At 72.0% G+C, this 13,501-nt stretch carries 7 protein-coding genes; 6 read left to right on the top strand and 1 reads right to left on the bottom strand.

Annotated elements, in window-relative coordinates:
• The first annotated feature begins 67 nt into the window (after window positions 1–67).
• The 5 genes from EHS43_RS22420 (at window position 68) to EHS43_RS22400 (ending at window position 11,075) form a co-directional block, all read left to right on the top strand.
• Window positions 68–526, top strand: coding sequence for an ATP-binding protein (locus EHS43_RS22420; RefSeq protein ID WP_125192560.1), 459 nt, complete (start codon window positions 68–70; stop codon window positions 524–526).
• Between the two features lie 163 nt (window positions 527–689).
• A complete protein-coding gene (locus EHS43_RS22415; protein ID WP_260470646.1) occupies window positions 690–4,670 on the top strand; it encodes a hypothetical protein in 3,981 nt (1,326 codons plus the stop codon).
• Entirely contained in the window at window positions 4,667–7,552 is a 2,886-nt protein-coding gene (pglZ, locus tag EHS43_RS22410; RefSeq protein ID WP_125192559.1) for a BREX-2 system phosphatase PglZ, read from the top strand. The genes EHS43_RS22415 and pglZ overlap by 4 nt, the downstream gene beginning before the upstream one ends.
• Window positions 7,549–8,904 carry a BREX system ATP-binding protein BrxD gene (brxD, locus tag EHS43_RS22405; protein ID WP_125192558.1) on the top strand — a complete coding sequence of 452 codons (1,356 nt, stop codon included), beginning with the start codon at window positions 7,549–7,551 and terminating at the stop codon, window positions 8,902–8,904. The genes pglZ and brxD overlap by 4 nt, the downstream gene beginning before the upstream one ends.
• On the top strand, window positions 8,901–11,075 hold the full coding sequence (locus EHS43_RS22400; protein ID WP_125192557.1) for a DEAD/DEAH box helicase: 2,175 nt from the start codon (window positions 8,901–8,903) through the stop codon (window positions 11,073–11,075). The genes brxD and EHS43_RS22400 overlap by 4 nt, the downstream gene beginning before the upstream one ends.
• 629 nt (window positions 11,076–11,704) lie before the next feature.
• Here the strand turns inward: EHS43_RS22400 and ychF are convergent.
• Window positions 11,705–12,793 carry a redox-regulated ATPase YchF gene (gene ychF, locus EHS43_RS22390; protein WP_125192556.1) on the bottom strand — a complete coding sequence of 363 codons (1,089 nt, stop codon included), beginning with the start codon at window positions 12,791–12,793 and terminating at the stop codon, window positions 11,705–11,707.
• A 177-nt stretch (window positions 12,794–12,970) separates the two neighbouring features.
• On the opposite strand from ychF, the gene EHS43_RS22385 reads away from it, so the two are divergent.
• On the top strand, window positions 12,971–13,489 hold the full coding sequence (locus EHS43_RS22385; RefSeq protein WP_125192555.1) for a DUF6542 domain-containing protein: 519 nt from the start codon (window positions 12,971–12,973) through the stop codon (window positions 13,487–13,489).
• Window positions 13,490–13,501 lie beyond the last annotated feature (12 nt).

Below are 13,501 nucleotides of genomic sequence, written 5' to 3'. Positions count from 1 at the left end.
CGACAGTCCCCTCTCGTACCACCGAAGACGCTGGTCAGAGCACCTCCACCTGCGCCACCTTCGTCGCATGACACCGACGCCCCCCACCGGCACCGCCACCCGTCCCGCCGACACGCTCTTCGAGCTGCGCTTCACCTCCACCCCGCGCGGCGCCCGGCTGGCCCGCCGCCTCACCTCGTACTGCCTCGACCGCTGGGGCCACCCGTACGGCTCGGAGGTCAACGACGGCGCGAGTCTCGTCGTGGCCGAACTCGCCGCGAACGCCGTCACCCACGGCCGGGTGCCCGGCCGGGACGCGCTGCTGCGGCTGGTGCGGGAGGACGGGCTGCTGCGAATCGAGGTCAGCGACACGCGGGGCGAGCGCGCTCCGGTCGTCAGGGTGGCCGGGGACGACGAGGATGCCGGCCGCGGTCTGCTGATCGTCGGCGCGATCGCCGAGACGTGGGGTGTGACGGCTCGCGCAGACGCGCCAGGGAAGACCGTGTGGGCGGAGCTGCGCGCGGGCGGTCCGGGGGTCTCGGCCTGACGCCCGCTCGTGCCCGCTGTTCCCCGGCCGTCCCACCGTTCCCCACGGCCCTGGCAGGATAGACGGACGTGGTGTGCGCGGGCGCGGGCGGAGTCCCGGTGCCCGCCGGGAGCCCGGCCGCGGCAGCCGGGCGTGAGAGGGCTGTGGGGAGCGGAAACGGCTGATGGCGCGAGGCAGCGGGGTCGTACTGAGGGATGTCCTCGACATCAAGGAGGATCTCCACGCCGGGGACTTCAAGATCGCCCTCTCCGAGGGGTTCACGGACGCGCGCGCCGGGTCGATCGACGACTACGTCGTCACGGAGCAGCTCCAAGGAGAGTTCCGCAAGGCCCTGAAGCTCGTCGGCAGCTCCCTGCGCAAGAACTCCTCGCAGGCCGCGTATCTGCACGGCTCGTTCGGCGCAGGTAAGAGCCACTTCCTGACCGTGCTGCACGCCGTGCTCAACGGGGACCCGGCCGTCGAGAACAAAACGCGGCTGCGCGAGGTGATCGCCGAGAACGCCGACTGGCTGCCCGGCAGGAACTTCCTGATGGTGCCGTACCACCTGGTGGGCGCCGCCAGCCTGGAGTCGGCGCTGCTCGGCGGCTATGTGCGCACGGTGCGCCGCGAGCGGCCCGAAGCGTCCACACCGCTGGTGTTCCGGGCCGACTCGCTGCTCGCGGACGCGCGGGAGCTGCGCGAGAAGATCGGCGACGAGGCGTTCATCAGTCTGCTCCCCGCGCCCGTCGCCGCACCGCAGACCGCCGTGGAGGACGACTCGGACGACGACGAGGACGAGGACGACGAGGAGCTGAAGCCGATCGGTGCGGTCCCCGCCGTCGGCTGGACCACCGAGGCACTCGACGCCGCGTTCCGCGCGCCCGCCGGCGACCCGCAGCGCGACCGGCTGCTGACGGCCCTGTTCAACGGGCCGAACAAGCACTACGCGGAGACGGTCAGCGGGGATGCGGGCGCGTACATCTCGCTGGACGACGGGCTCAGCGAGATCAGCAAGCACGCCCGGATGCTCAACTACGACGGTGTGGTGCTCTTCCTGGACGAGCTGGTGCTGTGGCTCCAGGCCCGGATGTCCGACCGGACCTTCATCAACGACGAGGTCCAGAAGCTCGTCAAACTGATCGAGTCCAGCAACCCCGACCGGCCGGTGCCGATCATCTCGTTCATCTCCCGCCAGCGCGACCTGTCGCAGCTCATGGGCTCCGACATCCTCGGCTCGGACGTGGAGAACCTCCAGGCCGCCCTGGAGTACCTGAAGGAACGCGTCACCGTCATCGACCTGGAGGACCGCAACCTCCCGGAGATCATCAAGGAGCGGGTCCTCAAGCCGCTTCCGGGGCAGGAGCGGGTGCTGGACACCGCGTTCGTCGGGATCGACAGGGCGGGGCAGACGGTCAAGGACGTCCTTCTCGACGGTGAGGGCGCCACCGGCGCCGGCTGGGAGGACTTCCGGGCCGTCTACCCGCTGTCTCCCGCTCTGCTGAACGTGCTCGTGGCCCTGTCCGGCGCGCTCCAGCGGGAACGCACCGGTCTGAAGCTGGTCCAGCAGCTCCTGGAGCGCAACGCCGACGCCGAGATCGGCCGGCTGATCCCGCTCGGCGACCTGTGGGACGTCCTCGTCGACACCACCAGTACCGCGTTCACCGCCAAGCTCCAGCAGGAGTCGGAGACCGCCCGCCGCTTCCACGCCAAGGCGCGCCGCTTCCTGCTGCGCCGGTACGGGCACGCCGAGCACCCCGACTTCGTCGCCGACGAGCGCTTCGTCAAGACGCTGCTGCTCGGCGCCCTCGCGCCCGACGTGCCCGCGCTGCGCCGCCTGACCGCCGGCCGGCTCGCCGCGCTCAACCACGGCACCCTGCGCTCGCGGGCCGTGCCCGTGCAGGACAAGGTCGTCGAGCGGATGCGGGCCCTGCAGGGCGAGTTCCCGAGCGAGCTGCGCTCCGAGGGCAAGGACGACCCGGTCTACTCCCTGCACCTGTCCGACCTGGACATCGAGCCGATCCTGGACGCCGTCGTCGGCGAGGACAAGGGCGGGGTGCGGCGCACCTGGCTGCGCGAGCGGCTGTGGGAGGAGCTGGGGCTCACCGGCCGGCAGGGGCAGCTCTTCGACGAGAAGAAAATCGTGTGGCGCGGCTCCGAGCGCACCGTGGAGTTCGTGTTCGGACTGGTCCGCGACCCGCGCAGCATCACGGACGAAGCCTTCGAGCCGGCCACCGCGGGCAACCTGCGGATCATCCTCGACTGCCCCTACGACGAGGAGACGGGGTACTCCCCCGACAACGCCCACCGGCGCGTCACCGAACTGGGCAGGTCGCACCCGGGCGCCCCCGTGCTGGTCTGGCTGTGCGACCACTTCTCCGAGCAGCGCAAGGCCCAGCTGGGCCAGCTCATGCGGATCAACTTCCTGCTGGAACGCGACCGTCTGTCCGACTACACCCGCAACTTCCCGCCGGACGACCGCGCCAAGGCCCGCCGCCAGCTGGAGCACGCCCGCGAGAACCTCACCCGCACCCTCGTCGACTCGCTGCGCGAGGTGTACGGGCTCGCCGAGGCCAAGGAGGGCACGCGGGGCGCGGAGGTGCCCGACGGGCGGCACGTGCTGTCCCTGCAGCCCGAGTTCCCGCGGCCGCAGGCCGAGGGCAGCAAGCCGTTCGACCAGACGGTGGCACAGCTCGCCGACGGGATGTTCTCCGCCCTCTACGACAAGCACCCCGACTTCGGGCCGGGCACGGGCTCCGCGCCCCGCGCCGTCACCCCGGCCGAACTCACCACCGCCTTGAAGTGGCTCACCCGGGCCATGGACGAGGGCGGGCGGGCCGAGGTCGACCCGAAGGAGCTGCGGACCGTCAAGCGCGTCGTCGAGCCCCTGCAACTGGGCACCGTCCACGACGGCCCGCTCGTCGTTCGCGGCGACCAGCTGCGCACGCAGATCAACCGGGCCGCCGCGGCGCACAGGGAGCGCGGCGAACTCGACTCGCTCGACGAACTCGCGGTCGAGGACATCCGCAACTGGATCAGGGACGACCTCGGCCTGCGCGGCCTCGACCGGCACGTCTCCAGCCTGCTCATCGCCGCCTACGCCCTGTTCGACGACCGCTCCTGGGTGCTGTACTCCGGCACCGAGACCACGCCTCCCCCGCTGTCCGAGATCAGCCTGGGCTGGAAGCTGCGCGCCCAGCAGCTGCCCGGACCGGACGAGTACACCACCGCCCGCGACCGCGCCGCCCTGCTGTTCGGCGTCACCGCCAAGCCCGGCCTGTTCGCGCGCAATGTCAACCGGCTCGCCGCCGACGTCCTGGCCAAGGGCACCGCGTACGAGAAGAACGTCGGCGACGTACGCACTGTCCTCAGGCGGCACGCCACACTGCTCGGACTCGACGGTGACGGCACCGCCGAACGCACCCGGGTCCTGCGCGAGGCCGCCGCGCTCCTCGCGCGTCTCGTGCGCCACGCCGAGGACGCGACCGGCCTGGTCCGCGAGCTGGCCTCCGCCACCTATGAGACGCCCGGACGGGACCTCTCCCACGCCATGGCCAGTGCCGCCGACCTACTCGCGGCACTGGACGGCACCAACTGGCGGCTGCTGTCCAGCGTGCACGGGCTCACCGGCCGCGACGACAGCATCGGCGACCGCGCGCAACGGCTCATGGACCGCATCCGTGAGGCCGCCCGCGCCCCGGAGCGCGAGCGGTCCCTGATCCCCGCGCTCGGCGAATTCCGCGACACGGGACACGCCCTGCTGGACGCCGCCCTGCAACTGGAGCGTCCGGCCCCTGTCGACACCTCCGCCGGGCCCGCCCCGGTGACCGACGCCGGGCGGATCCCGCTGTCCGAGCACGGCGCCCCGCCCGTCCCCTCCGAGCCCGCCGGGCCGGTGCGGGGCAGGCAGGAGCCGCTGTCCTGGGAGCCGGAGGGGTCCGGGACCGGTGCCGACGCAGTAGCCCCGGTGCGGGCCGCCCGCCGGGTAATCGCCCCCGGTCCCGCGGCGCTCCACGCCGACCTCACCGCCGTACGCGAGGAGATCGAGGCGTTCCGCGCCCTGCACCCGGACACGCCGGTGGAGATCGTCTGGCGTGCCGAGCCCGACGGCTCCGAGCCGCACAGTGCCGCCACGGACGGCTCCGGGCCGGGCGGTGAGCACCGGTGACGGTCGCCCGGCCCGTCGCCGGTCGGCGGGCCATCGAGGTACTGCTCAGGACAGAACTGAAGGACGCCCCCGACGGCCGGCTCGTCCTGGTCGACGCGGTGTGGGATTCCGAAGAACCGCACACCGAGTTCACCGTCGCGGTCGACGGCGGGCTGCGCCGCGTCGTCGTCACCGACCAGCACTCCCCGCTCGGCGTCACCGAGGCGTGGCACCGCCATCTCGCGGGCGGTACGGACGACGACAGCGTGCTCGTCGTCACCGGCACCGTCCCGGCCGACCAGCTCGGCCTCGACCTGCGCGCCCACGCGGTGCGGCGGCATCCGCTGCCCGTCGACCGCGCCGAGATCGTCGCCCAGCTCTTCGGGGCCGCCGACCTGGACCCGCACATGCTGGGCGAGCACTGGCTGCTCGACGCGCTGCTCCAGGCCGAGCCCCTGGACGGCTGGCCCCGCGTCGGCAGCGTCCTCACCCGCGACCGGGCCGTACGCGCCCTGCTCGGTGCCCGCCTCGGGCTCGGCGACCCCGCGTCCGACACCCTCGACCTGGACGCCGACGCACTGTTCGCCTGGACCCGCACCCCGGCCGGGCCGTCTCTGTACGCCGCCCTGTCCAAGGAGGAGCAGCACGGCCTGGAGACCTGGCTGGCCCGGACCGTCGGTCCCGCCGCCCCCACCCTGCTCGCCCTGGCCGCCGAGGGCCGGGGCAGTGACGCGCTGCCGCTGGGGGTGCTCGCCTCGGCCGCCCTCGGCTCACGGTCCGCGGACGCCGCGGGCTTCGTCCTGGGCACCCTCTTCGGCCCCGCCCTCGCCTCCTTCGACACGCTGCGGCCCTTCGCCGACGCCGCCACGGGCGTCCTCACCCGCTGGATCGCGCAGGCCGAGGGCCCCACCGCGCCGGCCGGCCCCGCCCGCTCCCGGGTGCTCGCCGTCCTCGAACGCGCCGACCGGCTCGCCGCCGACGCGCGCCTGACGGAGCTGGTCCGCGGCGACCGGCTGCTCCCGTCGGGCTACCTGGGGCGGCTGCGGGCCCTGGCCGCCTGCCTCGGTGCCCGCGGCGAGGGCGCAACCGCGCTCGCCGAGTCCGCCCTCCGCGACCTTGAAGCACATCAGCTCGCCGCGCTGTTCGCGGAATCCACCGAGACCGCCCGTACCGCCGTCCGCCTGATGCGCTGGCTCGCCACCGACCCCGCGCCCCCGGCGACCGTCGGGCAGGCCGTGCAGGAGCACCTCGCCTCCTCGGGCTGGGCCGACCTGGCCATCGGCGTCCTCGCGGAGGGAGACGCGTCCCGTGACCCGGCCGTCGGCGAGGCGTACCGGCGGCTGATAGGAGCGGCACGCGAGCGCCGTACCGCACTCGACGCCCACGTCGCAGGGCTCCTCGCCTCCTGGGCGGAAACCGCCTGCCAGCAGGCGAACGGCGGTGCGCTCCTCATCGAGGACGTCCTCGCCCGGACCGCGGCACCGCTCGCCCAGGGCGGCGGCCGTCCGCTGGTCCTCGTCCTCGACGGGATGAGCGCGGACGTCGCCGTGCGGGTCGCGGGAGAGCTGAGCGGAAGGGCGTGGACCGAGATCGTGCCCGCCACCCCCGGCAGGCGACCGCTGCGGCAGGCAGCGGTGTCCATGCTGCCGTCGATCACCCGCGTCAGCCGGGCGTCCCTGCTGAGCGGCCGACCCTGCGAGGGCGGCCAGGCCGCCGAGCGCACCGGTTTCACCACCTTCTGGCGCAAGCGGCACCGGGGCGCGCACCTCTTCCACAAGGGAGCGTACGAGGGCCCGCTCGGTCACCGCCTCGACGCCCAAGTCCTCGATGCCCTCGCCTCGGACGACATCGTCGCCGTCGTCGTCAACACCATCGACGACGCCCTGGCCGACGGCCGGGAGGGAACCAGCGGCCGCTGGGGTGTGTCCGACATCGGGAAACTCCCCGACCTGCTCAACGCCGCCCGCGACTACGGCCGTCCGGTCGTGCTCGTCTCCGACCACGGCCACATCATCGACCGCACCGAGCGCGGTCACCAGCCCGCCGAGGTCACCGGGGTACGCGGGGCACGCTGGCGCACCGGGGACCCCGGTGACGGTGAAGTCGCCCTCGCCGGTCGCCGGGTGCTGACCGACGGCCGCCGTATCACCGCCGCCTGGCGTGACGACCTGCGCTACACCGCGCGGCAGGCCGGCTACCACGGCGGTGCCTCGCTCGCCGAGGTCACCGTTCCCGTGATCACCCTGGTGCCGCCCGGAGGAGCCGTGCCGTCGGGCTGGGTGCTGCTGCCTCCCGAGAACGCCGAACCGACGTGGTGGAAGCAGTCCGGCACGGGAGTCGTACCGGAAGCGGAGGCCGCGGCGGGCTCCGAGGCGGTGGCAGGGACGGTCGGAGCCAGGACCCCGGCAAGGGGCGTGGCGCGGACCGGATCCGGGGCCGCCGCCTCCGGGGCCGCCGCGTCCGGGGACTCCGTATCCGGGGTCGCCTCCGGTCACGCGGCGGAACCGCCGACGGACACCGGCGACGGACGGGAGGCCGCGCGGCCGGCACGGCGCGCCGCCGCGTCCGGCGAGCTCAGCCTCGGCCAACGGACCACGCGTAGCGCCCCGTACCGGGCGCAGCGCGAGTTCGTCCGCGCCGCGCCCCCCGACAAGGCCGTGGAGGCGGCACTCGACGCCCTGGACGCGGCGGGCGGGAAGCTGTCGCCGGGGGCCGTCGCCGCAGCTGCCCAGGCCGCCACCGGCAGGTCGCAGCGCAACCCGGCGCGCTTCGCCACGATGCTGGAGCGGCTACTCAACATCGACGGGTATCCCGTGCTGCGACTGGTCGAGTCCGGCCGCACCGTGCAGCTCGACCGCGCCCTGCTCGGCCAGCAGTTCCCGTCCCCGGAAGGCACCGCATGACCCGCCCCGCCCTCGACATCAGCGCCGCGCGCCGCCGTGACGTCGTCGACGCGCTGCGCCGCGGCACCGTCCCCCGGGCAGGGCTCGGCTTGTTCGCCGTCGGCCTGGAGCGCTTCGAGGGCGCGCTCGACGACGACCTGGCCACCCTCGCCCGGGGCGGGGCCGCCTTCCACGCCCTGCGCGGCGAGTACGGCTCCGGCAAGACGTTCTTCGCGCGGTGGCTCGCCGAGCGGGCCAAGCGGCGCGGGCTCGCCGTCAGTGAGGTCCAGATCTCCGAGACCGAGACTCCGCTGCACCGGCTGGAGACCGTCTACCGCAGACTCACCGAACGGCTCACCACCGCCACCCACCAGCCGTCCGCCCTGCGCGCCGTCGTCGACTCCTGGTTCTACGCCCTGGAGGAGGAGGCGCTCGCCGGAGGCGATGTGGCGGACGACGACGAGGAGGCGCTGGCGGCCGCCGTCGACGTGCTCCTGGAACAGCGGCTGGCCGCCGTCGCCCGCACCACCCCCGCCTTCTCTGCGGCGCTGCGCGGCTACCGGCGTGCCGTGGCGGCCGGTGACGGCGCCCTCGCCGAAGGGCTGATCGCCTGGCTCGGCGGCCAGAAGTCGGTGGCCGCCGCCGCCAAGCGCTCCGCGGGGATCCGCGGCGACCTCGACCACTTCGCCGCCCTCGGTTTCCTGCAGGGCCTGCTCACCGTGCTGCGGGACTGCGGACACCCCGGACTGCTGCTGGTCCTGGACGAGGTGGAGACCCTGCAGCGGGTGCGCGGTGATGTCCGGGAGAAGTCCCTCAACGCCCTGCGCCAGCTCCTGGACGAGATCGACACCGGGCGCTTTCCCGGCCTGTTCCTCGTCATCACCGGCACGCCCGCCTTCTACGACGGGCAGCAGGGTGTCCAGCGCCTGGCGCCCCTCGCCCAGCGCCTGGCAACCGACTTCACCACCGACCCGCGCTTCGACTCCCCGCGGGCGGTGCAGCTGCGGCTGCCGGGCTTCGACCTCACCTCGCTCGGCGAACTGGGACGCAAGGTGCGCGACATCTACGCGACCGACGCACGCCACCCCGAGCGAGTGGCCTCCCATGCGGACGACACCTACCTGGAGGAACTGGCCCGTGCTGTCACGGGCGCGCTCGGCGGCAAGGTCGGTATCGCTCCCCGCCTGTATCTGCGCAAACTGGTCGCCGACGTCCTGGACCGCCTCGACGAGTTCGAGGACTTCGACCCGCGCCGGCACTACTCCCTCACCCTGTACACGGCCGAACTCAGCGGTACCGAGCGCAATGCGGCAAGCGGTACGGCGACCTCACCGGCGAGCAGTGCGGCGGACATTCCCCTGGACCTGCCATGAGCGACCGGACGTCCGGCCGAAGCGGCGAGTGGCACGCGCCCGACGCCTTCGACCTGCTCGACCCCGTCCTCGGACACCACATCGTCAACACCCTCGGCTGGCCCACCCTGCGCCCCCTACAGACCGAGGCCGCCGCTCCCCTCCTCGCCGGCGAGGACGCCGTACTCCTGGCTCCCACGGCGGGCGGCAAGACCGAAGCGGCCGTCTTCCCGCTGCTGACGCGGATGAACCGGCGCGGCTGGAAGGGCACCAGCGTGGTGTACGTGTGCCCGCTCAAGGCCCTCCTCAACAACCTGCATCCGCGCCTGGAGACGTACGCGGGCTGGCTGGGCCGCACCACGGGGCTGTGGCACGGAGACGTCACCACCTCGCGCCGCCGCCGACTGCTCGTCGAACGCCCCGACATCCTGCTGACCACACCCGAATCCCTGGAGTCGATGCTGGTCAGCACCCATGTGGACCATCGCTCCTTCTTCAGCGGCCTGCACTCGGTCGTCATCGATGAGGTCCACGCCTTCGCCGGGGACGACCGCGGGTGGCACCTGCTGGCCGTCCTCGAGCGCCTGGCGCACGTCGCGGGCCGTCCCCTTCAGCGCGTCGGCCTGTCCGCGACCGTTGGGAACCCCGCGGAGCTGCTGGACTGGCTGCAGGGCTCCGGGCGCGGTCGTGGTCCCGGCAGCGTCATCGCCCCCGCCACACAGCCACTGCCTCCCCCGGCGGGAACCACACAGCCAGCCGGGGAGGTCGAACTCGACTACGTCGGCTCCGTCGCCAACGCCGCGATTGTCATCGCCGCTCTCCACCGCGGCGAGAAGCGTCTGGTCTTCTGCGAGAGCCGACGCACCGTCGAGGAGCTGGGCGAGCAGTTGCGCCTACTCGGTGTCACGACTTTCCTCTCCCACGCCTCGCTTTCCGTGGACGAACGCAGACGGGCCGAGGCGGCGTTCGCCGAGGCGCGGGACTGTGTGATCGTCTCGACCAGCACACTGGAACTGGGTATCGACGTGGGTGACCTGGATCGGGTCGTCCAACTGGACGCACCCCGCACCGTCGCCGCCTTCCTCCAGCGGCTGGGCCGCACCGGCCGCCGCCCAGGCAGCAGCCGCAACTGTCTCTTCCTCGCGCTGGACGACGAAGGGCTCCTCGCTTCGGCGGCTCTGCTGCTTCAGTGGTCCCGCAACTGGGTCGAACCCGTTGTCCCGCCCCCCGAGCCCCGCCATCTCGTCGCCCAGCAACTGTTGGCCCTGTGCCTTCAAGAACACCGGGTCGGCGAGAACCTGTGGCAGCAGTGGTGGGGCGGCATCGAGGCCTTCGGCCCGGGAGCGGCACCCGTCGTCCGGCATCTGGTCGAACAGGGCTACCTGGACCAGGATTCGGGCATGCTGTTCATCGGCCCGGAGACCGAACAGCGCTACGGACACCGCCATTTCATGAACCTGACGGCTGTCTTCACCGCCCCGCCCGAGTTCACCGTCCTCAACGGCCGCAACGAGATCGGCCGCACCGACCCCGACCTGCTCACCGAGGAGGTCCAGGGTCCCCGCAGACTCCTGCTGGCCGGACGCAGTTGGCAGGTCACCCACATCGACTTCAGCCGCCGCCGCTGCTTCGTCACCCCGGTCGACGAGGGCGGACGGGCCCGATGGGCAGGCTTCGGTGCCGAGCGGATCCTCTCCTTCGAGCTGACCCGCGCCGCACGCGACGTACTCCTCGGAGAGGACCCTCCGGTGCGTCTCACCGGGCGTGCTTCGGCACGCCTCGCTCAGGCCAGGGAGACACACCTGGACACCATGCACCCGGGGGGTACCGTCATCGCCCGCCGCCCCGACGGGGACGTCCGGTGGTGGACCTGGGCCGGCCACCGCGCCAACGCCACGCTCGCCGCCACCCTGCTGCCCGCCGTGTCACCGCACAGGCGGGCCCACGCCCACTGGATCCGGCTCCGCGACGACCTCACCCGCGAGGACTGGGCGAACACCATGGCCCAGGCATACGAAGGCCTGAGCCTGCCCGAGATCGACGGGCGCGCTGTGCGCGGCCTCAAGTTCGCCGAAGCGCTGCCCGCCAGGCTCGCTGAGGCGACGCTGGCCGCCCGGACAGTGGACGAGGCGGGCGCCCGCTTCGTACTCGAAGAGCCGGTCCGGTTCACCATGCTTCAGGCAGAATCCTGAGCAGCCGGCCCGATCGAATCAGCACGGGCAGCGGCGCCACATGCCACGCCGGATAGCGACCCCGTTGACCGTGACCAGGTGGACGTGAGCATCTGAAGAAGGCTCTTCTCGCCCTCGCGGAAAGGCGGAAACGCGTTGACCATCTCGTGGCCAGCATCTCGCCGAGTGACCAAAGTTGAGCCATGACCGCACTGCCCGATTGGATGCGCCCGTCGCGCCAGGAAGCTGGTTCTCGGAGTACCTGGACCGCCTTCCCCACGCCCGCCACAGCGTCATCAAGGCGGTCTGGCCCGAATCCGCACATCGCCACTGCACCGTCAAGCTCCGCAAGTACGCAGAGGCGGGCGTCCCGTACTACTGGTGCATCAAGAACGGCGCCCCGTCGCCCATGTCTACGAACTCGCCGGACCACGGAAGCCTGCACACCCGTCGGCATCTTCCGAGGCGTTTTTAAGCGTCCAGCGCCTTTCGAGATGAGCCTGGATCTCGACAAGCTCACGCCGTCGCGGGGCAACCAGCAGTCAGCACCAAGTCAGCACGGGAACCGCCGAGGGGCCAGACGCACCAGAGCCTGACCCCCTTCTGGCCTGTCCACTTGACGAATGTCCTAGCGCACAGTAACGAGTCGATCACACATTGAACCGGAACTCCACGACGTCCCCGTCCTGCATGACGTAGTCCTTGCCCTCCATGCGGGCCTTGCCCTTCGCGCGGGCCTCGGCGACCGAGCCGGTTTCCACCAGGTCGTCGAAGGAGATGACCTCCGCCTTGATGAAGCCCTTCTGGAAGTCGGTGTGGATCACGCCGGCGGCCTCGGGAGCCGTGGCGCCCTTCTTGATGGTCCAGGCGCGGGACTCCTTGGGACCGGCCGTGAGGTAGGTCTGCAGGCCGAGGGTGGTGAAGCCGACGCGGGCGAGGGTGGTGAGGCCCGGCTCCTCGGCGCCGACCGACTCCAGGAGCTCCAGGGCGTCCTCCTCGTCCAGCTCGGCGAGGTCCGCCTCCAGCTTGGCGTTGAGGAAGATCGCCTCGGCGGGGGCGACCAGGGCGCGCTGCTCGTCCTTGAAGGAGTCGTCGACCAGCTCGTCCTCGTCGACGTTGAAGACGTACAGGAAGGGCTTGGTGGTGAGGAGGTGCAGGTCGTGCAGCAGCTCCTCGTTGCCGGAACCCTGGACGATGCCCGCGGAGAAGAGGGTGTCGCCCCTCTCCAGGATCTCCTTGGCCTCCTCGACGGCCTTGACCTTCGGGGCGACGTCCTTCTTGATCCGCGACTCCTTCTGGAGGCGGGGCAGGACCTTCTCGATGGTCTGGAGGTCGGCGAGGATCAGCTCGGTGTTGATCGTCTCGATGTCGTCCTTCGGCGAGACCTTGCCGTCGACGTGGACGACGTTCTCGTCCTTGAAGGCGCGGATGACCTGGCAGATCGCGTCCGACTCACGGATGTTCGCGAGGAACTTGTTGCCCAGGCCCTCGCCCTCGGAGGCGCCCTTCACGATGCCCGCGATGTCCACGAAGTCGACGGTCGCCGGGAGGATCTTCTGGGAGGAGAAGATCTCGGCCAGTTTCGTCAGGCGCGGGTCCGGGACACCGACCACACCGACGTTCGGCTCGATCGTGGCGAACGGGTAGTTGGCCGCCAGCACGTCGTTCTTGGTCAGGGCGTTGAACAGGGTCGACTTGCCGACATTCGGCAGACCGACGATTCCGATCGTGAGCGACACGTTGCGACTTCCCGTACGTGAGAGGAGACGTGAGGAGACTGGCGGCCAGGGGGCCGATCCACCAGTCTACGGCGTGTCGCGGCACGCTCCGGCGGCCCTCTCGAACGCATGGCCAAGGTCTTTCCCACGGCGTGTCCGAGGAGCGATTCCACACATAAACAGACCTAGGTTGGTCCAGTGGAGCAACACAGGACCCGTCCCCCGCACAACGGAACACGACGCCCGGACCGAGGAGCACCGCTGCCCGCGCAAGCCCGCGGCGAGCGCCGGCCGCCGGTGGCCCGCCGCGCGCCGCCCCCGGTGGTCCGGACGCTGCGGCGGCTGCCCAACCCCCGGCTCACCGGACTCGGCGGCGGACTGTTCTGCACCGGGCTGATGCTCCTGCTCGGCTTTCTCGTGTCCCTGCTGTTCGGCTCGTCCCTGACGCCGTACGGCGTGCTGTTCCTGCCGGTCAGTGTGCTGACGTCGGTCTGGATGCGCCGGGGTGATCTGCTGACCGCCCCGATCATCGTGCCGATCGCCTTCGCCGTCGGGCTGATCCCGGTCGCCGACAGCGGCGGCGGCACGTCGGGCCGTCTGATGGGCCTGTTCACCGCCCTGGCCACACAGGCCGGCTGGCTCTACGCCGGCACGCTGGCCGCCGGCCTCATCGCACTGGTCCGCAGGGTCCGCCTGGTACGGGGGCGCTCGCGCTGACGTGGGGTGGGC

The sequence above is a fragment of the Streptomyces sp. RP5T genome (assembly GCF_003933965.1).
In the GTDB taxonomy this organism is placed as follows: domain Bacteria; phylum Actinomycetota; class Actinomycetes; order Streptomycetales; family Streptomycetaceae; genus Streptomyces.
The sequence above is the reverse complement of the archived record's forward strand: the minus strand, read 5'-3'. Positions and strand labels throughout refer to the sequence as shown.

What these genes read in the sequence shown, in the direction of transcription:
- EHS43_RS22420 (WP_125192560.1), top strand. Translation starts at nt 68, where the DNA reads ATGACACCGACGCCCCCCACCGGCACCGCCACCCGTCCCGCCGACACG.
- EHS43_RS22415 (WP_260470646.1), top strand. Translation starts at nt 690, where the DNA reads ATGGCGCGAGGCAGCGGGGTCGTACTGAGGGATGTCCTCGACATCAAG.
- brxD (WP_125192558.1), top strand. Translation starts at nt 7,549, where the DNA reads ATGACCCGCCCCGCCCTCGACATCAGCGCCGCGCGCCGCCGTGACGTC.
- EHS43_RS22400 (WP_125192557.1), top strand. Translation starts at nt 8,901, where the DNA reads ATGAGCGACCGGACGTCCGGCCGAAGCGGCGAGTGGCACGCGCCCGAC.